This window comes from Thalassotalea piscium (assembly GCF_030295935.1).
Lineage (GTDB): Bacteria > Pseudomonadota > Gammaproteobacteria > Enterobacterales > Alteromonadaceae > Thalassotalea_B > Thalassotalea_B piscium.
In genome coordinates this window covers 514920-537667 of sequence record NZ_AP027362.1, presented here as the reverse complement: position 1 = coordinate 537667, position 22748 = coordinate 514920, and the positions used below count along the sequence as shown (strand labels likewise).

Sequence of the window (22748 nt, the reverse complement as noted above, 5' to 3'; positions counted from 1 at the left end):
CATTAATTAAGTGATCTACTTTATACGCAAGCAAAGCAGTCAAATACAAGACATTTATTTTCATGTCAGGACAATTATTAAATAAATAACGCTGTAGTTGATTGTTTTAGCCAGTAGAAATGGTCACATAGTTGGTAATATCTATATTATCATTGCTAACTCAGCAGCTTCTCTAATAGCACGTTTAGCATCAAGCTCAGCAGCAATATTAGCACCACCAATTAAATGTACTGCTTTACCTGCATCAATCAAGGCTTGTTGAAGCTGGCGATTGGGCTCTTGCCCTGCACATACTATTATATTGTCAACAGCTAGCACTTCAGATTTACCATCAACTTCTATATGTAAACCTTGATCATCTATTGATTTGTATGTGACCCCAGGCACCATTTTTACGTTATGCTTTTGCAATGTTGCCCGATGGATCCAACCCGTAGTCTTGCCTAAACCGCCGCCTACTTTTGACGTTTTACGTTGTAATAAGTAAATTTCTTTTCGAGACGGTACATGAACTGGCGTTGTTAATGCGCCTTTGTGCTGATAACTTTTATCAACCCCCCAACTCGCTAGCCATTCATCTGGCTTATTTGCCTGTGACTCTTCCACCAAATAGCAGCCAACGTCAAAACCAATACCGCCAGCACCTATTATCGCCACTTTGTCGCCTACGGGCTCTTTATCACGTAATACCTGTAAATAGCTTTTAACTTTAGGGTGATCAGATCCAGGAATAGTTAATTTACGTGGAATAATACCTGTAGCTAAAACCACTTCGTCAAAGCCCATTTCTACTAATTTATCGGCATCTACTTCCGTATTTAGCTCAATAGTTACATGATGTTTTTTCAATTGCACAGCAAAATAACGTAATGTTTCGTAAAACTCCTCTTTACCTGGTACTTGCTTAGCAATATTGAATTGCCCACCAATTTCATGGCTACGATCAAAAACTGTTACTTTATGGCCTTTTTGTGCAGCATATAAGCTAAATGCTAACCCCGCTGGTCCAGCACCAATAACCGCCAAGTTCTTAACTTTATCAGCACTACCAATAACTAATTCTGTTTCATAGCAAGCTTGTGGATTTACCAAGCATGAGGCGCGTTTTTGTTTAAACACATGGTCTAAACAAGCTTGGTTACAAGCTATACAAGTATTGATTTCATTGCTCTTATCATCTGCAGCTTTATTCACAAAATCGGCATCCGCTAAAAACGGACGCGCCATAGACACCATATCGGCATGCCCATTCGCTAATACTTCTTCAGCAACTTCGGGGGTGTTAATTCGGTTAGTGGTCACAAGTGGAATAGAAACTTCTTGTTTCATTTTTTCAGTGATCCAAGTAAATGCTGCTCTTGGCACAGCTGTAGAGATAGTGGGTACTCTTGCTTCGTGCCATCCGATCCCGGTATTAATTATGGTAGCACCCGCTGCTTCTATGGCTTTTGCCATGGTCACCACATCTTCCCAACTATTTCCGCCTTCAACCAAATCTAACATTGATAAGCGGAAGATAATAATAAACTTATCGCCTACTTTTTGACGAACAGCCTTAACAATTTCAGTACCTAGACGCATTCTATTTTCAATGCTTCCACCCCATTCGTCGTCTCTATTATTAACGCGAACACAGCTAAATTGATTAATTAAGTACCCTTCAGAACCCATAATTTCAACCCCATCATAGCCTGCTTTAGCCGCTAAATGAGAAGAATAGGCAAAGTCTTTAATCGTCGATTTTATTTGACGAACCGACATAGCTTTAGGTGTAAACGGATTTATCGGTGACTTTTTCTTACTAGAAGAAACACTAAATGGGTGATAAGAATAACGGCCTGCATGCAAAAGCTGTAAACATATTTTAGTAGGATACTTGTGGACAGCCTCGGTCACTTGCTTATGTTTATTAACTTGCCAGAAATGGCTTAATTCACTACCCAAAGGAGCAAGCCTTCCGCGCATATTCGGGCTAATACCACCGGTAACTATTAAACCAACCCCACCCTTTGCTCTTGCTTCATAAAAAGCAGCAAGTTTAGCAAAGCCGTTTTTCTCTTCTTCAAGCCCAGTATGCATTGAGCCCATTAAGGTACGGTTTTGTAATGTAGTAAAACCTAAATCAAGTGGTGCTAATAAATGCGGAAATGGTGTTGTCATAATTGTGTCTTATTATTTAAAAGGTCTAACCAGATAACTATAAAATAGTAGTTCATTGAGCATTTGACAAGCTTTAATTTAGACACCTGTCAGATAGGGTGAGAAATTAATTTTATTTATTACAGTAACGCTATGATAAAATTTAAAAATTAATGACATTACTGAAACTTAAAGATTTTGAATAAGAAACTTTTGCTAGAAGACCTAATCACCTATTTAAAAAATGAGCTTTCAGCATTAGTAAACGCCGCTAATAGCGCCAGAGCAGCATCAATTGACGAGCAGTCAGTTGCAGAAACGCAATATGATACGCTAGCAATAGAAGCAGGGTATTTAGCTGAAGGCCAAGCCAAGCGTGCTCAACTTATAGCACTAGAGATAAGGCAGTTATACCAGTTTCATTAAGTAAGTGATCTATTTTATACGCAGTGAAAACAGTCAAATACAAGGCATTTATTTTCATAACTAGTTGTTCTAATTATAAAATAAATAACGCAGTAGTTGATTGTTTTAACCAGTAGAAATGATCACATAATTAGTGAGATTGGTATTAACAGAGCTGACATTGCCACCTTGCACTTACGATCCCCCTATTAGTCTTGGCGCATTGGTCCAACTTGATCATGAGGTTAATAAATGGTTCTTCATTACCCCTGTAGGTGCGGGATTTCGTAAGACAATTAAGCAGGAAACAATTACTTTTATAACGCCTCAATCACCTTTAGGTAAATCATTAATTAACAAACAAGTAGGCGATGAAGTTCACCTACTTATCGCAAAAGATCAGCTCATTAAAGAAATAACCGCGATTCAATAACCAAGGCCAAAGGGTTGATAAATCAATAGCTCAACTAACAATATCAATTAAACAAGTGATAAACGATCAAGTATCCCCATTAACTTTTCACTGTCATGCTCCATTTTTTCTAAATGGTGAATGGCCTGCTCAGTTTCACCTGACAAATAAAGGGCCAAAGCTTCAACACCATTGCGATGTACTGAGGCATGAGGTTCATCTATTTGTTTAAATGCACTATTGTTACCATAAAGTTCGGCACCGGTCGTTTGATACCATTGCCCTAACCTACATGAACGATGATCAGCAAAGTCTTCAACTTCTTTGTTGGAATCACCCAGTATCACTGAGTAAATATCACCTTTCCATACCACATGATCTAACTTTACTGTTTGAATAAAGGTTTGTTTAGCCGCATCAGAAATAGTGTTTTTCATTGAATTACAACACACTACAATTGACTGGTAATCGCCTTGAAGATTATCAACCCCACCTGAAAGCTCATCATTGGTTTGTTGAATATGAGTAACAGAGTCAACCGTATGACCAGTGGTGTTAATTATCTCTTTCACTAGATCAGAGACTTCGTTAGCTGAGTCGTTGGTATTATTGGCTAATGAACGAACCTCATCAGCAACCACACTAAAACCTCGTCCAGCTTCACCAGCCCTTGCAGCTTCAATAGCAGCATTCAATGCGAGTAAGTTAGTTTGATTTGAAATACTAGAAATAGTTGCTACGAAGGTATTGATGCTATCAGCCATTTTTGACAAGCCTGATATATTTTCAGTCATACCGCCCATATTTTTTGAAAGCACTTGCATACCTTCAACAATAGCGGTTAGCGAAGCTGAAGAATGATCAAATAGTTCATTGATATTATCAATAGACTGACTTTCTTCTTCTATTTTATTAAATGAATGATAAACGGTTTCACGTATACCATTTATTTGAGATAAGCCAAGAACCGCACATTTTAATAACTTTTGTTGATGATCATCAACGTTAGTTAGCGCTATATTTTCAAGCTCAAGTGATAATGTTTGATTATTTTGCTCGAGCGCAGCGTTAATTTCTTCCTGGTTAGTCAATCGCTGTTCTAAATCGGTAATTTTATTTTCAAGATTTTTAATGGTAGAAAATGGATACATTAAACACTACTAATAAATTGAGCCATAAGTTTAGTTTAGGCATAAAAAATATTAAGTAAACTACTTTTATTGATGTATCTGCTTTTTCATTAAAAAGTTATACTAACTTGAACTTTTATGGTCTGAGTAGATTTTTAACTTTAATTAAATCTACTAATGTGTCATCTACCTTTAAATAAGCAACTGATTCATTATGAACTAAAATAGCCTCTATAACGCCCGGCATATTAATCAATTGTTCAGCAACCTGTTCTGCTTGTTCTTCGCTACGAATTGAAGTAGTGAAGCTATAATTTTTCGATTTTTTTAGCGGCTTTAAACCAAAGGCAATAAAAAACCACACTAAACAAATAGCCGACATCACTAAGAAAATAGCTTGTTCGTTAAAAGCACTTGCAATTACACCACCAAAAAGTCCACCGCAAAAAGCTCCAAAAAATTGGCTGCTTGAATAAATCCCCATCACACTACCTTTAACGCCAGCAGGCGCTAACCGTGAAAGTATCGAAGGCATAGTGGCTTCTAAATAATTAAATGCAGTAAAAAACATGACAACCACCACCACTAAATTAATAATAGTAGAAGGAAGATACCACATTAATGCTAACGAAAAGGCTAATAATAAAATTGATGCCGAAAACATTTGTATTTCTTTTTGCTTTTTAATGGCCATTATCATAAATGGCACCATAAGAAAAAAAGAACCTAACAATGTAGGCAGGTAAAGTTGCCAATGTTGATCTAACGCTAAGCCTGCATTTACAAATTGCTTAGGTAGGGTAACGAAACACGCCGTTAACGCCATATGTAAAGTAAATACGCCAATGTTCAAACGAAGCAGTTGTGGGTCTTTTGCTAATGAAGTAATTTGTTTAGGCAAAGCAACACTATCACCACGTGGCGCTTTATTAACCGAATAAGGCACCATGTATTGGATCATAAACATCGCACCAAGGGTAAGTGCTGCGGTAAACCAAAATAAGCCACTTAAACCAAAAGATTCAGCAACAATCGGACCAAGCACCATAGCAAAAGTAAACGACAACCCAATGAACATACCAATGGTAGCCATAACTTTTGGTCGTTGCTCTTCCCTACTTAGATCTGCCGCCAGTGCTAATACCGCACTTGCTATTGCTCCCATGCCTTGTAAAGCTCGGCCAAACACAACACCATAAATAGTGTCAGACAACGCAGCAACAACACTACCTAATAAAAATACAAGAAGCCCAATTAAAATAATGGGCTTACGACCAAATTTGTCTGACAAAATCCCCATTGGTATTTGGAGTAATGCTTGGGTTAAACCATAAGCACCTATTGCTAAGCCAATCCAAATTGGGCTGTAACCAATTAACTCTTGTCCGTAAATAGCAAATACAGGCAAAATCATAAAAAGCCCTAGCATACGCAGACCAAAGACTGCTGCTAGAGAGAAAGCCGCTTTTTTTTCAATACTATTTAAACCAGATGCGCTCATGCTACTTACTTTCAAATTTAACAAGGGAAATTTTCGCGTAAGTTTACCACGGCAATTCAATGAACAAAATCATATATTCGAAGAACAGTTTTTATGCGATAATATGCGGCTGCAATTTACTGTGGATAAAATATGAGAAAGATAGAAGTTAGAGGCGCACGCACACATAACCTAAAAAATATCAATTTAGATATTCCTCGCGACAAATTAATTGTGATCACAGGCCTTTCCGGTTCAGGTAAATCTTCGCTTGCCTTTGATACACTATATGCTGAAGGTCAGCGTCGCTACGTAGAGTCACTCTCTGCCTATGCCCGTCAATTTTTATCCTTAATGGAAAAACCTGATGTTGATCATATAGAAGGATTATCGCCAGCGATTTCAATTGAGCAAAAGTCAACTTCTCATAACCCAAGATCTACCGTTGGCACTATTACCGAAATATACGACTACCTTCGCTTGCTGTATGCGCGTGTTGGTGAGCCTCGCTGCCCAACGCATCAATCTCCACTAGCAGCACAAACTATATCGCAAATGGTTGATAAAGTATTAGCGCTCGAAGAAGGCACTAAAGTGATGGTGTTAGCGCCGGTATTACAAAATCGTAAAGGGGAGCATGTCAAGTTACTCGACAATTTAGCCGCTCAAGGTTATATCAGAGCACGTATTGACGGTGAAGTTTGCGACTTGTCTGATCCACCAACTTTAGAGCTTCAGAAAAAACACACCATTGAAGTGGTCGTTGATCGCCTAAAAGTACGTGATGACATACAACTTCGCTTATCTGAGTCTTTTGAAACAGCATTAGGACTAACTGCCGGCACTGCTAAAGTTGCTTTTATGGACGATCCCAAGCGCGAAGAGCTTTTATTCTCTGCTAATTTTGCATGTCCACAATGTGGCTATAGCATGCAAGAATTAGAGCCTCGATTATTTTCATTTAACAACCCTGCGGGTGCATGCCAAACCTGTGACGGTTTGGGCATTCAGCAGTTTTTTGATCCTAATCGTGTAATCGCTAATCCTGAATTAAGTTTATCTGGTGGCGCTATTCGTGGCTGGGATAAACGCAACTTTTATTATTTTCAAATGCTGCAAGCATTAGCCGAGCATTATAAATTCGCGCTTGATAAACCATTTAACAAACTTGATGAAAAATACCAAACGCTTATTTTACGCGGAAGCGGCACTGAAGAAATTGAATTTAAATACATGAATGATCGCGGTGACATTGTTATTCGCAAACACCCATTTGAAGGTATTTTAAATAATATGGATCGCCGTTATCGCGAAACAGAGTCAAATGCCGTACGTGATGAATTATCTAAATACCTTAATAGCCAGCATTGTCCCGCATGCGATGGTTCTCGATTACGTGTTGAAGCTCGAAATGTATTTATTGCTGAAACACCGTTGCATAAAATTGCAGAGCTTGCCATAGCAGACGCGCTATCCTTTTTTCAAGGGTTAGACCTTAAAGGACAAAAAGGTCAAATTGCCGAAAAAATATTAAAAGAAATTAACGACCGTTTAGGTTTTTTAGTTAATGTAGGATTAAATTATTTAAACCTATCTCGAGGTGCGGACACATTATCAGGCGGTGAAGCGCAACGCATTCGTTTAGCTAGTCAAATAGGCGCAGGTTTGGTAGGTGTTATGTACGTACTTGATGAACCTTCAATTGGTCTTCATCAGCGCGACAATGAGCGTTTACTTAAAACACTTATACATTTAAGGGATTTAGGCAATACAGTTATTGTGGTTGAACATGACGAAGATGCTATTCGCGCCGCTGACTACGTTATTGATATTGGCCCTGGCGCAGGAGTTCACGGCGGTGAAATTATCGCACAAGGAAATGTCGACGACATTTTAACATGTGAACACTCACTTACTGGAAAATACCTTTCAGGTAGAGAGCGTATTGAAATACCAGCTACCCGTACCCCTTATGACAAAAAGAATGTTGTTAAATTATTTGGCGCAACGGGCAATAACTTAAAGAATGTAGATCTTACTATTCCAAATGGCTTAATGACCTGTGTAACCGGTGTTTCAGGCTCGGGTAAGTCAACTTTAATTAATGACACATTATATAAACTAGCTCATATTCAATTAAATGGTGCAACCACGCAAGAACCAGCGCCTCACAAGTCTATTGAAGGTTTAGAGTTACTAGATAAAGTCATCGATATTGATCAAAGCCCTATCGGTCGTACGCCTCGATCTAACCCTGCCACTTATACTGGTATATTTACCAATATACGTGATATTTTTGCTGGCACTCAAGAAGCTCGCTCTCGAGGATATAAACCGGGTCGCTTTAGTTTTAATGTGAAAGGCGGTCGTTGTGAAGCTTGCCAAGGTGATGGGCTAATAAAAGTAGAAATGCACTTTTTACCCGACGTTTATGTACCTTGTGATGTCTGTCATAGCAAACGTTATAACCGAGAAACACTCGAAGTACGCTACAAAGGTAAAAATATTCACGAAGTGTTGGATATGACAATTGAAGATGCTTTAACGTTTTTTAGTGCTATTCCCGCAGTTAAACGCAAACTGCAAACCTTAATGGATGTTGGCTTAAGCTATATTAAACTTGGCCAATCTGCCACTACACTTTCAGGTGGTGAAGCACAGCGCGTTAAACTTTCAAAAGAATTGTCGAAACGTGATACGGGTAAAACCTTATATATTCTTGATGAACCAACCACAGGTCTACACTTTCATGATATTAAGCAATTACTTAACGTAATTCATCGTTTGCGCGACCATGGCAATACCATTGTCGTTATTGAGCACAATCTTGATGTGATAAAAACGGCTGACTGGATAATAGATTTAGGCCCAGAAGGTGGCTCAGGTGGTGGTGAAATACTTGCTGAGGGTACTCCAGAACAAGTAGCTGAGCATAAAGCTTCCCATACCGCGAGGTTTTTAAAGCCACTACTCAATCCATAAGCTTAAAACAGCGATCGTTTATTTGCCTAAACGATCGCTATACGCACTTACAGACTAATACCATTAATGCAAATAAGAAAATCCCCTTCTTTATCTACAGTAGCATAACTACCATTTCATCTTTCCCTAGCAAAATGACAAAACATAAGGTTAATATATGGCTCTGAGTTTTTAACTAATGAGTAATAATATTGCAACACGCTAATACATCATTTAATTGGCATAACCTTTTCATTTATCTGCTCGCTTTCTGTAGTGGCTTTTGTATCATGGGTATAGAGCTTTTAGGGGGTAGAATATTAGCGCCATTTTTTGGCAGCAGCGTTCATATTTGGGGCAGTATTATTACCGTATTTATGCTCAGTTTATCGCTAGGCTACCTAATTGGCGGAAAGCTCTCAACTAAAGCAGCATCGCTATCTCGTTACGGGTTAATCTTTTTAATTGCTGGTATTGCAGTGTTGCCAATTGCCTTATGGTCTACACCGATAATGGAGGCTATATTCATACAGGTAGAAGACAGCCGCTATGGCTCGTTTGCTGCTTCAATGGCACTCTTTTTTATACCAACAATAATTTTAGGGATGATCTCCCCTTATTCCGTTAGATTATTAGTTACAGACAAAGAAAAAAGTGGTCAAGTTGCTGGGGTACTTTATTTTGTCTCAACGCTCGGTAGTGCTATTGGCACAATTATTACGTCGTTTTACTTTGTTTTATTATTTGAAGTGAATAATATTATTTATACATTCAGCACCATTCTAATGTTACTAGGCATAGCTGCTGTTATTTATCATCGTTTGTTTATTATACCTAGCCACACATTACCGGAAGCACTCCATGAATAAGTTCGCTGTTTTAATATTTGCGTTAATCTACCCATTATCATTGTTGTCCGCTGCAGAAGTTATTCATCAAGAACGATCTATGTATCGTAATATTTTAGTAGAAGACTCAGACAATGTGCGTTGCCTTAAGTTTAATGAGCAAACAAATGAAACACACCAGAGTTGTTTATACAAAAACGATCCGCAACGCCTAGTATTTAACTACACTAAGCTGTTATTTTCTGGGCTACTTGTACTCGACAAAGCGCCAGAGCGCGTCTTAATTATAGGTTTAGGTGGTGGCACTATGTCAAACAGCATTCACCAACTTTATCCAAACGCCATTATAGAAAATATTGAAATTGACCCTGCGGTGCTAAAAGTTGCTCGTCAGTATTTTGGATTTATTGAAAATGAACGTATCAGTAGCAAGGTAGCTGACGGGCGAATATATATAAAGCGCGCTGCAATAAAAAACCAACAATATGACTGGATTATTCTTGATGCCTTTAACGGCGACTATATTCCAGAGCACTTATTATCCCAAGAGTTTCTAAAGGAATGTAAGGACTTGCTTACTAGCGGAGGTATTTTAACATCAAATACTTTTTCCGTAAGCAAGCTATATGATCATGAGTCGGCAACGTATAAATCAGTATTTGGCGACTTCTTTAATGTAAGAAATGGTAAAAATAGCAATCGCGTTATTTTAACTTCAAATCAACCCTTGCCTAATGGCAAAGTAATCGCTAACAGAGCCAAAGCGTTAGCAAGCCGACTTGAACCTTTTGGTGTTGACCTTATTAAGATGACCTCTGCCATTACCTCAACAAAAGATGAGCAAGACTGGCCTGAAAGCACCAAGGTATTAACAGATCAGTTTTCACCTGCTAACCTACTTAACCAATAGCGATAATTACTTACCTTTATTTCTCAATGATAACGTAGCTGGGGATGCTTTTTTATTAATTATCCTCTTTAAAGCTGGCTTCTTAACCTGCTCTTGAGGTTGAGGGTTTGCATTCTCAGGTGTTTGGCTAGAAACTCCCACTGCAGCATTAATTTCTGCCATTTCAGCCTCACTAAGATTACGCCACTGACCTATTTTTAAATTAGTAAGTTCAACATTCATAATACGCGTGCGTTTTAACTTAGTTACCTCATAACCTAAATATTCACACATTCTGCGAATTTGACGATTCAGCCCTTGAGTAAGAATAATACGGAATACAAACTTACTCTGAAATTTAGTTACACAAGGCTTAGTGATCGTTCCTAGAATAGGTACACCTCTCGACATTCTCTCTAAAAACCGCTCACTAATAGGTTTATCAACGGTAACAACATATTCTTTATCGTGAGCGTTTTCTGCGCGGAGTATTTTATTAACGATATCACCATCGCTAGTAAGAAATATCAACCCTTCTGAAGGCTTATCTAAGCGGCCGATAGGAAAGATTCGCTCTTTGTGTTTAATTGCATCAATAATATTACCTTTTACATGACGTTCTGTAGTACAAGTAATACCAATTGGTTTGTTATAGGCTATATAAACGCGATCTGATTTATTACTTGGCATTGCACCTATAATGTTACCATCAACACGTACAACATCACCTGCTTGCACCTTTGTGCCTAACTCTGGCGTTTTGCCATTAATAGTTACACGATTATCCTCAATTAATTTATCAGCTGCTCGACGAGAACAAAACCCAGATTCACTAATATATTTATTTAATCGCTTTTCAGTTTGACTCACAGCACATTTCCACGAATGTTAATTTAATCATCTAAGGTTATTGTAACCGAGAAATAGTGAGATAAACAAAAAATGAAAGTAATTTTACAAATACCAATATTATTTAACACGTACTATAGAAGATCAGTAAAAAAATAAAAAAACCAGCTATTTAATAAATTAAATAACTGGCTTAAACATTGTTAAATATAACTAAAAGTTAGCTCAAGTATGTAAAGTTATTTATTTTTCAAAATAAAACTTATCACGCTTATTGTTATAGTTACCTGTTTCATTCATGGTTTCTGCATCATAGAGTCGGCCATTTATCATGGTATAAATCACTTTATCACTCACTCGAATGTCTTCGGTAATATCACCATCAACAACAACTAAATCAGCTAATTTACCCACTTCTATAGAGCCAATATTATCATCAAGCCCTAGCGATTGAGCAGGGTTTATCGTTGCCGTAGCCAAAGCTTCTAAAGGCGACATACCGCCTTGGGCCATCATCCAAATCTCCCAATGCATAGCTAAACCTTCACGTTGTCCATGTCCGCCTGCATTCACCTTAACGCCTACATCACTTAATGCTTTAGCGGTAGTTGCTACATTAACATGATTATAATGATGCTCTGGAGCTGTTGTTCTTCGCATAGAGCGTGGGTCTAAGATCTCACTTGGTACGTATTGACTCAAGCGCGGGTGACGCCAAACTTCAGTTTTATCATACCAGTAATTTTCTCCCCAAATACCACCATAAGCTACAACTAATGTCGGCGTGTAAGCCATAGTCGACTGTGACCACAACTGCTTAATGTCATCATACACTTTCACACTTGGTATTGAATGCTCTAACGTTGTATGACCGTCAACTATCATTGATAAGTTATGCTGTAGTAATGAGCCCCCTTCTGGAACCACCATCATTTTAGCTTCACGCGCTGCTTGAACAAATTGCTGACGCTGATTTCTGCGTGGTTGGTTATAGCTTTTCACACTAAAAGCACCGGCTTTTTGTAAGCGCTCAATATGAAATTTAGCATCGTCAAGTTTGTCTACGTGCGAAGTTAAGCCTGCCGCAGTTGCACCGTATAAAATAGCACCTGTTGAAAATAAGCGTGGTGCCACAATTTTACCAGCCTTTTGCATTTCACTCGCGGCAAAAAATTCTGTGGTGTCGTTTGATGGGTCATGAACTGTGGTTACACCAAAGGTCAACCCTGCATAGTTTTTCCAATTTTGTTGTGGAATTATCTCATTACTACCTTGCGAGCCATGGGCATGCGCATCAACTAAGCCAGGTATTATACTTTTACCTGAAATATCTATCACTTTCGCCGCTTTTGGTAATTGAATGTCATCACGTGCTCCAACACTGACAATTTTATTGTTTTCAACAATAACAACACCATTATCAAAAACACTTTCCCCATTCATAGTAACAACTTTACCACCAACAAAAGCAACAGTACCTGACGGAATATCTGCTTTTTGAGTAAAACCTAATTGAGTCGTCTTCACAGATGTTGCTTCTTCAGTAGTGTCAGCTTTATCGTTTAAGCTAAACAATTGATCGATTTTAGCTTGATACAACTCATTGCCTAAACTCCAATAAATTTCATTGGAAGCTCCATTCCAATTGATACTTTCACCCGCCCTAACTGATAATTTTTCAACCGGAAGGTTTTTAGCACTAGGACCAATATCGATAACTTCGCCTCTTTCAACTAGAGGTGTAACAAAAACATTAAAACGTTCAGCAAAAGCTAGAAACTTACCATCTGGTGATACTTTATATTCAGTAGCAAACTTTCCTTGATAGAGCTTTTTCTCATGCTGTCCGTCAAGGTCAACTCGCATGAAATGAGGTATTGCACCATTGCGTGTAAAGTAGATACGATCTGAACGATTACCAAAATGAGGCTGCAAACCGTAGTCTGTTACTAAGTTAGCTTTACCGCCTTTACTATCAACTACGTAAACACCGCTATTTAGTCCCCATTCTGGGTTTAAAATTGAACCTCCACGTACTTTTCGATAAACAACTTGCTTACCATCAGGTGAAAAGCTTGGCTCAATATACTTTCCTTTTTCATCGGTAATGGTTCTACTTTTACCGCCTCGTGCCGAAATTACTCGCACTGTACCTAAGGCTTTATCGTTCCAGCTTACATAAACGATTTTTTTACCGTCACGAGAAAAGCTAGGATTAAACTCAAAATGATCACTTTGCTTAGTTAAACGTTTAGGTTTACTGCTCTTCAGATCTTGAATATAGATATGTCCTAACGCTTCAAAAATCACTTGCTTACCATTTGGTGATACTTCGATATCACGCAACATTTTCAAGTCAAAGCTTGTTTGATCTAAGTTTTGCTTAAAGCGTAAAGCTTGTTGAATTTTCTTTTCAGTTTTAACGTGAAATGGGATCACACTCGCCTTTTTAGACTTAATATCTAAACGGTGAATTTTTCCGCCAGCCCAGAATACCAGTGCTTTGTTATCAGGTGTCCAGGCAATAGTTGGATAAACGCCATGAATTGCCCAAGTTTCTTGCATGTCTCGCTCTAAACCCTGATGTACTAAGGTCTGTTTACCACTTTCTAAATCATATAAATATAAGTTTGATTCAAAGTCATCGCGGCTAATAAATGCCAATGTCTTACCATCTGGTGACGGTGTAGGGCGAATGGCACCACCTTTGCCAGAAATAATAGTGTTTATTTCACCTGTCTCTAACTCCATGCGCTTAATTTTATAAATGCCTTGCACCGAATCTTTACTGTAATGAAATGTTTTACCTGGCGTTGCATCTTGGGAGAAATAAACATATTTGCCATCAGCTGAAAAGGCCGGTTCGCCTAAGTCTTTTTGATCGTTTGGACGTTTAGTTAATTTTACCCCAGAACCACCAGTTTTATGGTACATCCATACTTCGCCAGCCCCTAAAGATCGGCTACTTGAAAAATGTTTGCGTCCTACCAAGTAATTGCCATCAGGTGACCACGCTGGGCTATTAAGTAAGCGGAAGCTTTCATTAGTTACCGCCCTACCTTCACTGCCATCAGCCTTCATTATCCATAAATTATCGCCTCCATCTTCATCAGAAGTAAATGCAATATGCTTTCCATCAGGACTAAAACGAGGCTGCATTTGCCATGCAATATCTGTCATTAACGGTGTAGCTTCACCACCAGAAATAGGTAATGTATATATGTCGCCTAATAAGTCAAAAACTAATGTTTTACCATCTGGGCTTACATCAATATTCATCCAAGTACCTTGGGTTACATCTATGCTTGCTTTGGTAAATACCCCTTGAGGATCATTAACAGACCATTCTGTTGCTTTTTCTTTGTCTGGCTTTGAATTATCAGATCGAGCTAATGCTGAGCTAGAGCAGGCTAATGTCAGCACTAAAGAAAGTGCAATACTTGCTTTAGTGCGGGTAGTAGAAAACATAATTTATCCTTATGATTTGAATTATATGACTTTTCCAGAGTTATAAAATAGATGTAATACCAATCCACATAAGAAAGTGATATTACCAGCTCTTATCAAAGCATAGATAGGAATGTATTGAAATATGAATGCGACAAACTACCGTTAAAGTACTTTAAACAGCAGATTTAAGCTAAGTAAGTTGGCAGTGTTAAATTACGAATGATAGCCCCAACGTGGCATTATCGTTTGATCAATATCAAGATGGTCTAAAATACGGCCAACCATAAAGTCAATCAAATCATCTATCGACCTTGGGTTATGATAAAAGCCAGGCGCTGCGGGCATAATGGTTACGCCTGTTTGCGAAAGTGTTAGCATATTTTGTAAATGAATAGTTGAAAAAGGTGTTTCCCTAGGGACGACAATTAATTGTCCACGCTCTTTAATTACAACATCTGCTGCCCGTTCAATAAGGTTATCACTCATTCCCTGGCTAACAGCAGCTAAAGTACCTGTAGAGCACGGGCAAATTACCATTGTTTTAGGCGCTGCTGAACCAGAAGCAACAGGCGAAAACCATTGTTCTTTACCAAATACAGTAAGTTGCCCTACCTTTGCATTAAATTTTTCAGTTAAAAAGGCTGTTGCCGCATCGGGCGATGCGGGTAGTTTAACACCTAATTCGGTATCTAAAACGATACGTGCTGCCGAAGAGCACAGCACATATACTTGGCAATTTGCTGCTAATAAACATTCCAGTAATCGCATCGCATAAGCAGAACCAGAGGCGCCTGTAAGCGCTAGTGTTATTTTCCGATCAAATGTCATGTTCATTAGCCATCTTGCCTTTCTTATATTAGAGCTATTAGTTGTTGGTATGGGTTAAAAGTTCGACTTTACGAAAAAGCATCATTTTGTGTAGGTTGGGCTTTAGCCCATCAGTTACTCCCACTGTCTAAGGGTAGCCATTTGACGGCATAAATGCCGACCTACAATTAAAAAAGATGACAGCAATCAGGCATAACGCACTGACAATTTCTTAATGTCTCGCTTATCATTTTTGTAGGTTGGGCTTTAGCCCATCAGTTACTCTCACTGTCTAAAGGTAGCCATTTGACGGCATAAATGCCGACCTACAGTTAAAAAAGATGACAGTAATCAGGCATAACGCACTGATAATTTCTTAATGTCTCGCTTATCATATTTGTAGGCTGGGCTTTAGCCCATCAGTTACACTCACTGTCTAAAGGTAGCCATTTGACGGCATAAATGCCGACCTACAATTAAAAAAGATGACAGTAATCAGGCATAACGCACTAACAATTTCTTAATGTCTCGCTTATCATATTTGTAGGTTGGGCTTTAGCCCATCAGTTACTCCCACTGTCTAAGGGTAGCCATTTGACGGCATAAATGCCGACCTACAATTAAAAAAGATGACAGCAATCAGGCATAACGCACTGACAATTTCTTAATGTCTCGCTTATCATTTTTGTAGGTTGGGCTTTAGCCCATCAGTTACTCTCACTGTCTAAAGGTAGCCATTTGACGGCATAAATGCCGACCTACAGTTAAAAAAGATGACAGCAATCAGGCATAACGCACTGATAATTTCTTAATGTCTCGCTTATCATTATATGTTAATTAGCCTCTGACAACGACGTTAACAATTTTTGATGAATACCGCCAAAACTACCATTACTCATAATCACAATGGTATCGCCCTCTTGTGCTTGCTCACTTATTTGGCTAATAAATTCTGATAAGTCACTATTAACAACACAAGGTTGCTTGCAGTCTGCAATGAGCTGTTTTACCGACCATTTTACCTGTTCACCTTGATAAACAAAAACACGATCTGCATGCACCAAAGATTTAGCTAAACTATCTTTGTGAACACCAGATTTCATCGTATTAGAGCGCGGCTCAAGCACGGCAATAATTCGGCCTGAGCCCACATGTTCTCTTACACCAGATAATGTACGGTTAATAGCGGTTGGATGATGAGCAAAATCATCATACACTTTGATACCGTTGACTTCACCTTTCAACTCTAAGCGGCGTTTAGTATTAATAAACTCAGCTAATGCTTCAATCGCGACTTTCGTTGGTACCCCTGCATGTCTTGCTGCGGCAATCGCCATCAAACCATTATCAATATTAAAATCACCAATTAATTGCCATTTAACTGTGCCTTGCAGTGCATTTTTAAAATAAACGTTAAATTGGCTACCATCGGCAACTAGTTTTTGTGCATACCAACCTTGAGATTTATTTTGCTCTGTTACACTCACCTCGGTAGGAGTCCAACACCCCATTGCAAGGGTGTCGTTAATAGCAAGATCGTTTTGAGGAAAAAGCACTAAGCCATTACTAGGTACCATGCGAAGTAAATGATGAAACTGGCGCTGTATATCAGATAGATTGCTAAATATATCCGCATGATCAAACTCTAAATTATTGATCACGAGTGTGTTTGGTCGATAATGAACAAACTTAGAGCGCTTATCAAAGAAAGCAGTATCGTATTCATCAGCTTCAATAACAAAAAATGGTGCATTGCCAAGTCGCGCTGACGAATCAAAATTTTGTGGAGCACCACCAATTAAATAGCCAGGTGTTAGCCTTGCGTATTCCAAAATCCATGTCAGCATTGAACTCGTTGTAGTTTTACCATGAGTACCTGAAACAGCGAGTACCCAACGATCTTTTAATACGTTATCTAATAGCCACTGAGGGCCTGAGGTATAGGCTAGTTTCCGCTCTAAAACATACTCTACAAGTGGATTACCGCGAGACATAGCATTACCCACTATGATCAAGTCCGGCTCATCGTCCAAATGTTCCACCAAATAACCCTGTTTCAGCTCTATCCCTAATGAGGTAAGTTGAGTACTCATCGGCGGATAAACATTAGCATCACAACCAGAAACTCTATGTCCTAACTCTTTTGCGATGGCGGCAATACCGCCCATAAAAGTACCACAGATACCAAGAATATGAATATGCATATTACACCTAATACTACTCACGCCACTAGACGCAATTACTAAAAAATGAACGCCAATATAACCGAATTAGTGCCTAAGTTGACAGTAAAACATATAAAAAATACGACTTTTAATAGGGCCTGTTAAGATTGAACAAAATTCAAGCTCGAAAGATCAACAAACCCTAAGTTCAGCACACTGATTGAACATCCCTTGAAGTATTTTGTTAAAGGTATAGCGCGTACGATGAATAATTATTTTAATTAGCAGCCATAATTTTTAACTTAGATAAGTGATTAAACTGACCTAAAGACGTATGATGTGCATAAATAAGAGGAAGATAACCACGCTTTCTTAACACTATAAACTCATCATCAGTTAAGTTTTCTAATTTTTTAGGATCGACAACATACATCCCATATAAAGATAATGTCTTGCCCGACACCTCGACATCAAGCGATCGTTGCACAAGCAGTTCTGTATCAACTAAATATTCTAAAAATTTTTCGGTAACTCGCTGAAAGTGAATATATTCATGCATTCTCTTTCTTAAATCAGAAGTATAAGTACTTTCACTACCATCATCCAAATAAAGCGCTTCACCTTCATTGGCATTTACCGCTTCTGACTCTTCATCTATGCACAACTCAAGAGAGACAGCGTTATCACTACTTTCAAAACGTTGCAAACTGAACGGATTAAAAGCGACGGCTCCAGGAATAAAGTGTGCTTGCCAGAAATTATCTTTAAAAAATACGTTTTCATTTAACTCAAGACCAGTAACGGCCACACTGCGAAAGCGACCAGTATCTTCATCTTTAATAAAGATAATTGGCATTTCACAAGCGGCGGTTGAAAACTCATGGACAATAATATTAACGTTATTAGCAGCTTTTATTGTTTGTAAGTGAGGACCAGGTTTAATTTTTATTTCTTTATGATCGTTGAAATTTAGTTTTTTTATTTTAGTTGTCATAATAATTCTTAATAAATTGTGATTACTGAAGTAACAGTCGCTCTCTATCATTAATTTAATCAAAGGAAAAATCAAGAAAACCATCAATAATACTCACATGGTATGTTTTACATGCTAAATCAGCGTAGTCTTGAAAAAATATCAAATGATCTGCTGCAAAATACGCAGCAAAGAACAACACGTCCTATAGATAAATATAATAATCAAGAATAAACTGATAAGCTTTACAAAACCGATATACAGAGCGCCATGATGAACAATACCGCTACACCGGCCATCACCTATCAAATTAATGACCAGATCAAGTGTAAGGCTATGATTGTCGGACAAGAAAAAAACATTGTACTGGTAATAGATGACTTTAGCCAAAATCCTAGTGAGTTAGTCAATGCATTCATTAACAGAAATACTCATATAAAGGTAGAAGGTGATAAAAACCATTACCCCGGCATTCACGCTGAGGTTAATACCCTATATACTCAACAGCTCTATCTAGCACTAAAACCACTCATTAAAGAGTATTATAAACTCCCTGTCGCATATTTAGAGCATATTCGCTCTGACTTTAGTATCGTTCTGACGAGGCCTGAAGAATTAAATCAAGAGCAATGTATTCCTCATTATGACTCGTTAGGAAAAGGCCATATCGCAGTGCTTCATTACTTATGTCATCCCCCTTACCTTGGCACAGGCTTTTATCGTCATAAAGCAACGGGCTATGAGTCAATTAACAGAACAAGGTTAGCGCAGTACTCACAAATTATTGAAAAAAACATCGAAAATAAAATATTTAAAAATGATTATATTAATCGCGGGAATGAACATTATGAGTTGATTGACAACGTTGAGTTGAAGTTTAACCGATTAGTTGTTTACCCTAGCCAAATGTTACATTCAAGTCTTATTGACAGTAAGTTAATTACAGATGATTTTGACAAAGGCCGATTAACGCTAAGAACTTTTCTGCACTTTTAGCGCCTTCCGCATTATTGACAATAAGTTAGAGAATTTAATGAGCTTAATAACATTATCCGCTATCAATATTTACCCAATAAAGTCCACCGCAGGCATTTCCCTGTCAAACACCTGGATTGATGATTATGGTTTAAGCTTCGATCGTCGCTTTGTAATTACCGACCCTCAAGGCCAATTTATTAGTGCACGCACTGAACCTAGTTTATGTTTAATACAAGCAAGTATTACTCAACAAGGCCTAGTAATTACAGCACCAAACATGCCAATGCTTGAAGTTAATTACACTGATTTTTCTAGCGATTACCAGTCGATTACGGTTTGGAATGACACGATTAGCTCACCACAGGCAACACAAGCCATAGATCACTGGTTTAGTGTATATTTAGCACGCCCTTGTAAATTACATTACTTTGGAGAGCACTCAACTCGCCATGTTAAAGACAGCAAAAAGCAAGTCAGCTTTGCTGATGGTTACCCATTATTATTAATTTCTCAAGCATCACTACACTACCTAAATCAACGTTTAATTAGCCAAGATGAACAGAGTGTTTCTATGACTCATTTTCGACCTAATTTAGTGGTAGATAACACCGAGGCGTTTGCAGAAGATACTTGGCAGCGAATTCGTATTGGTGAAGTAGAGTTTGAGCTAGTAAAACCATGTTCTCGTTGCATTATGACAACAGTAAATCCGACTACAGGAGAGAAAAGTAACCGCCAGCAACCACTAAAAACGCTAAAAGAATTTCGCCAAGCGGATAACGGTGATGTTATGTTCGGACAAAACTTAATAGCATTAAGCAACGGGCAACTTTGCTTAGGCGATGAAGTGACCATTATAAAGCAGCAGTCACCACTTGTTTTTGCCAGTAAAAATAATAACTCATCAAATACAGCTGATGTCGACACTCCCCCTTCAGCTAATAGCAATATACCAACGTCACCATCGCTAATAACTAAGGTTCAAAGAAAAAAACGTTCGGTAAATATTCTATTTGATTCTTGGAATAAAGAAATTAAAGCTAACACCAAAGCCACTATCTTAGAGCAAGGCGAAAACGCGGGGCTAATTCTGCCATATTCATGCCGAGGCGGAATGTGTGGTCGGTGTAAAATTAAAGTAAAAAGTGGTCAAGTAAAACAACTAGCCGATGATGGGTTAACTAATGATGAGAAAAATGAAGGTTATGTGCTTGCATGTAGCTCTATTCCTCAATCAGACCTGGTGCTAAGTAAACCGTCGTCAACCAAACAAAATTAAAATAATGAGTGAATTGTATTAGTACACAATTTAGAATAGCGACGTTTATGCTAATTAGGTTTTTTTTGTGCTGTTAATGATCGACAACTATGACTCTTTCACCTTTAACCTTGTTCATTACTTTACGGAGCTTGGTCAAGAAGTAAAAGTGTTCCGCAACGATGAAGTGACCATTGAAGAAATAAAGACAATGCCTGTTGAGTATATTGTCATATCACCTGGCCCCTGTGATCCTGACAGTGCCGGTATATCTCTCGATGTAATTAAGCACTTTGCAGGTAAAATCCCTCTTTTGGGCGTTTGCTTAGGTCATCAATGTATAGCACAACACTTTGGTGCTAAGGTGATTAAAGCAAATAAAGTAATGCATGGCAAAACCAGCAAAATTCTACACAATAAAAGCAGCATTTTTACCTCTTTAAATATGCCACTTAATGTTACCCGGTATCACTCGCTAATAGTAGATAAAAACACTTTACCAGATTGCTTATCAATAACAGCCTGGACTGCTACACTTAATGGCGAACAAGATGAAATAATGGCACTGCAACATAACACCCTTGCCATTTCGAGCGTTCAATTTCATCCAGAGTCCGTTTTAACTGAGCAAGGGTTAACTTTATTACAAAACTTTATTACTCTATATGCAAAAGATAATACAAAAGATAAAATAGAATATTATTAAAATAATTAATCAACACATTCAAGTTGCCGATAACACAGATAACGATACGGCTTTTACACTACCTAACTCACAAGTTGCCAATGCTAATATTTGAAAATAACAAACTCGTTTTTCCTTTATACCAACGAGCACTCAGTTTAATGATCAGTAAAGACTTTGCTGACCAAAAAGGTGGCAAAATTTCTTTGGTACAAAAGCAGCATAGCGAGCAGGAAAATAGCCGTAGAGAATTATTAGCCGTTGAACAAGAAGCCAAAAAAGATAAAATAATAGAACAATATGGCAAAGCTCATTTTAAAACACAAATGATGAGCAAGTTTTTTTCACAACTTTTAGCAAAGGTTAATAACGAATTTGACGATAAAGACAGCCTTTATGTTAATGAACTACGCATTGATAACACTGCCTCTACTATTTTAGAAGTTCTTGCTGTTAAATCAGCCTCAATTAATAAAATTACACCACTCATTCAATCGTTACCTTGGTTATCTAATGAACTCATCAACTTAGTTAACAAACCTCAATATCGTAAGCGCTCTGACATACAGGTAACTGAAAGCCATTTAGCACTAAGTTATATTGGGCTCAATAACTTAAAGTTAGTCATGCCTACTTTTATGCTTAAGCACTGGTTACCCATTAATAGCGCTCCGTACCCATTACTTAAGCGTAAGTTATGGAACTATGCACTTTCTGTTGGTTTAAGCGCACAACTACTTGCTAATAAATATGAACTAGATGAATTCAGTGCATTCACGGCGGGGTTATTTGCAAATATTGGACTAATTATCGTCGCACGACGTGTATTAGAAAATTACAATGAAATGCATAAAGACGAAGTAAGAGAAGCATACGACAATAGAGATAAGCGTTTACACGACATCTTAGCCGAGTTTGAAATGTCACCCGAGTTACTTCTTGAGCAATTAATTGAACGAAACACACAAATGTCTGCCGATATAGTCGAGTTAATGCGATTTGACCGGTTGGCAGTAACAGAGCCTTTATTTGATCTTGCCATTATAGATGATATTGAGAAAATGCACCCTATTGCTCAAATGGTCGCTAAAGCAAAAGCCTATGTTATGTTTCGTTCACTAGCTAAAGAAGAACTTATTTCGAGTGACGAAGCCAAAGCTATTTTAAGCGCGGTTAAGCTTAGTCCCGACGATATTACACTGCTTAAAAGTAGTGATATTGATCACATAAAACTGAACTTTGAATAGAGCTAACTGATCTGAGCTCAACCTTTTCCAGCTGAGCATTTAATAGTGATACAAGGCTAAGCTGATGTTACC

17 protein-coding genes are annotated in these 22748 nt (G+C 38.1%); 9 read left to right on the top strand and 8 right to left on the bottom strand.

Going from position 1 to position 22748, the window contains the following annotated elements; translation table 11 throughout:
- Window positions 1-141 precede the first annotated feature (141 nt).
- Entirely contained in the window at window positions 142-2160 is a 2019-nt protein-coding gene (locus QUD79_RS02280; protein ID WP_184425342.1) for an oxidoreductase, read from the bottom strand.
- A 177-nt stretch (window positions 2161-2337) separates the two neighbouring features.
- On the opposite strand from QUD79_RS02280, the gene QUD79_RS02275 reads away from it, so the two are divergent.
- Together QUD79_RS02275 and QUD79_RS02270 are read left to right on the top strand one after the other, a co-directional pair.
- Window positions 2338-2565, top strand: coding sequence for a hypothetical protein (locus QUD79_RS02275; protein WP_184425340.1), 228 nt, complete (start codon window positions 2338-2340; stop codon window positions 2563-2565).
- A 133-nt stretch (window positions 2566-2698) separates the two neighbouring features.
- Window positions 2699-2977, top strand: coding sequence for a GreA/GreB family elongation factor (locus QUD79_RS02270; protein ID WP_184425338.1), 279 nt, complete (start codon window positions 2699-2701; stop codon window positions 2975-2977).
- A 47-nt stretch (window positions 2978-3024) separates the two neighbouring features.
- On the opposite strand, the gene QUD79_RS02265 is transcribed toward QUD79_RS02270, so the two are convergent.
- Together QUD79_RS02265 and QUD79_RS02260 are read right to left on the bottom strand one after the other, a co-directional pair.
- Window positions 3025-4107 (bottom strand): methyl-accepting chemotaxis protein, encoded by a 1083-nt coding sequence (locus QUD79_RS02265; RefSeq protein WP_184425336.1) that lies wholly within the window; start codon window positions 4105-4107, stop codon window positions 3025-3027.
- A 115-nt stretch (window positions 4108-4222) separates the two neighbouring features.
- Complete coding sequence (locus tag QUD79_RS02260) at window positions 4223-5587, bottom strand: MFS transporter (RefSeq protein WP_184425334.1); 1365 nt, start codon at window positions 5585-5587, stop codon at window positions 4223-4225.
- Between the two features lie 132 nt (window positions 5588-5719).
- Here QUD79_RS02260 and uvrA point away from each other — a divergent pair, with 132 nt between their 5' ends.
- From uvrA to QUD79_RS02245, 3 genes are all read left to right on the top strand, one after another.
- On the top strand, window positions 5720-8548 hold the full coding sequence (gene uvrA, locus QUD79_RS02255; protein WP_184425332.1) for an excinuclease ABC subunit UvrA: 2829 nt from the start codon (window positions 5720-5722) through the stop codon (window positions 8546-8548).
- A gap of 269 nt (window positions 8549-8817) precedes the next feature.
- Window positions 8818-9396 (top strand): fused MFS/spermidine synthase, encoded by a 579-nt coding sequence (locus QUD79_RS02250; RefSeq protein WP_184425330.1) that lies wholly within the window; start codon window positions 8818-8820, stop codon window positions 9394-9396.
- Complete coding sequence (locus QUD79_RS02245; protein ID WP_184425328.1) at window positions 9389-10285, top strand: spermidine synthase; 897 nt, start codon at window positions 9389-9391, stop codon at window positions 10283-10285. Before QUD79_RS02250 ends, QUD79_RS02245 begins: the two co-directional genes overlap by 8 nt.
- A 6-nt stretch (window positions 10286-10291) precedes the next feature.
- Here the strand turns inward: QUD79_RS02245 and rluF are convergent, their stop codons facing one another.
- The 5 genes from rluF to QUD79_RS02220 form a co-directional block, all read right to left on the bottom strand.
- Entirely contained in the window at window positions 10292-11134 is an 843-nt protein-coding gene (gene rluF, locus QUD79_RS02240) for a 23S rRNA pseudouridine(2604) synthase RluF (protein WP_184425326.1), read from the bottom strand.
- A 222-nt stretch (window positions 11135-11356) separates the two neighbouring features.
- A complete protein-coding gene (locus QUD79_RS02235; RefSeq protein WP_184425324.1) occupies window positions 11357-14581 on the bottom strand; it encodes an amidohydrolase family protein in 3225 nt (1074 codons plus the stop codon).
- 195 nt (window positions 14582-14776) lie between these two features.
- Window positions 14777-15391 (bottom strand): flavin prenyltransferase UbiX, encoded by a 615-nt coding sequence (locus QUD79_RS02230; protein WP_221435233.1) that lies wholly within the window; start codon window positions 15389-15391, stop codon window positions 14777-14779.
- 812 nt (window positions 15392-16203) lie between these two features.
- A complete protein-coding gene (mpl, locus tag QUD79_RS02225) occupies window positions 16204-17574 on the bottom strand; it encodes a UDP-N-acetylmuramate:L-alanyl-gamma-D-glutamyl-meso-diaminopimelate ligase (protein ID WP_184425320.1) in 1371 nt (456 codons plus the stop codon).
- Between the two features lie 238 nt (window positions 17575-17812).
- Window positions 17813-18529, bottom strand: coding sequence for a SapC family protein (locus QUD79_RS02220; RefSeq protein ID WP_184425318.1), 717 nt, complete (start codon window positions 18527-18529; stop codon window positions 17813-17815).
- A 249-nt stretch (window positions 18530-18778) separates the two neighbouring features.
- Here QUD79_RS02220 and QUD79_RS02215 point away from each other — a divergent pair, with 249 nt between their 5' ends.
- The 4 genes from QUD79_RS02215 to QUD79_RS02200 all read left to right on the top strand — a co-directional run bounded on the left by QUD79_RS02215 (window position 18779) and on the right by QUD79_RS02200 (window position 22676).
- The gene (locus tag QUD79_RS02215; RefSeq protein ID WP_184425316.1) at window positions 18779-19504 is read left to right on the top strand and encodes a DUF6445 family protein; all 726 of its coding nucleotides are present in this window, start codon (window positions 18779-18781) and stop codon (window positions 19502-19504) included.
- 37 nt (window positions 19505-19541) lie between these two features.
- Window positions 19542-20765 (top strand): YcbX family protein, encoded by a 1224-nt coding sequence (locus tag QUD79_RS02210; protein ID WP_184425314.1) that lies wholly within the window; start codon window positions 19542-19544, stop codon window positions 20763-20765.
- Window positions 20766-20832: 67 nt separating this feature from the next.
- Entirely contained in the window at window positions 20833-21450 is a 618-nt protein-coding gene (locus QUD79_RS02205; RefSeq protein ID WP_184425312.1) for an anthranilate synthase component II, read from the top strand.
- An 80-nt stretch (window positions 21451-21530) separates the two neighbouring features.
- On the top strand, window positions 21531-22676 hold the full coding sequence (locus QUD79_RS02200; RefSeq protein WP_184425310.1) for an HDOD domain-containing protein: 1146 nt from the start codon (window positions 21531-21533) through the stop codon (window positions 22674-22676).
- Window positions 22677-22748: the final 72 nt, after the last annotated feature.

Excerpts from the sequence above, each read along its gene's own strand:
- QUD79_RS02280 (WP_184425342.1), bottom strand. The coding sequence starts at position 2,160 with ATGACAACACCATTTCCGCATTTATTAGCACCACTTGATTTAGGTTTT.
- QUD79_RS02265 (WP_184425336.1), bottom strand. The coding sequence starts at position 4,107 with ATGTATCCATTTTCTACCATTAAAAATCTTGAAAATAAAATTACCGAT.
- QUD79_RS02260 (WP_184425334.1), bottom strand. The coding sequence starts at position 5,587 with ATGAGCGCATCTGGTTTAAATAGTATTGAAAAAAAAGCGGCTTTCTCT.
- uvrA (WP_184425332.1), top strand. The coding sequence starts at position 5,720 with ATGAGAAAGATAGAAGTTAGAGGCGCACGCACACATAACCTAAAAAAT.
- QUD79_RS02250 (WP_184425330.1), top strand. The coding sequence starts at position 8,818 with ATGGGTATAGAGCTTTTAGGGGGTAGAATATTAGCGCCATTTTTTGGC.
- QUD79_RS02245 (WP_184425328.1), top strand. The coding sequence starts at position 9,389 with ATGAATAAGTTCGCTGTTTTAATATTTGCGTTAATCTACCCATTATCA.
- QUD79_RS02235 (WP_184425324.1), bottom strand. The coding sequence starts at position 14,581 with ATGTTTTCTACTACCCGCACTAAAGCAAGTATTGCACTTTCTTTAGTG.
- QUD79_RS02230 (WP_221435233.1), bottom strand. The coding sequence starts at position 15,391 with ATGACATTTGATCGGAAAATAACACTAGCGCTTACAGGCGCCTCTGGT.
- mpl (WP_184425320.1), bottom strand. The coding sequence starts at position 17,574 with ATGCATATTCATATTCTTGGTATCTGTGGTACTTTTATGGGCGGTATT.
- QUD79_RS02220 (WP_184425318.1), bottom strand. The coding sequence starts at position 18,529 with ATGACAACTAAAATAAAAAAACTAAATTTCAACGATCATAAAGAAATA.
- QUD79_RS02215 (WP_184425316.1), top strand. The coding sequence starts at position 18,779 with ATGATGAACAATACCGCTACACCGGCCATCACCTATCAAATTAATGAC.
- QUD79_RS02210 (WP_184425314.1), top strand. The coding sequence starts at position 19,542 with ATGAGCTTAATAACATTATCCGCTATCAATATTTACCCAATAAAGTCC.
- QUD79_RS02200 (WP_184425310.1), top strand. The coding sequence starts at position 21,531 with ATGCTAATATTTGAAAATAACAAACTCGTTTTTCCTTTATACCAACGA.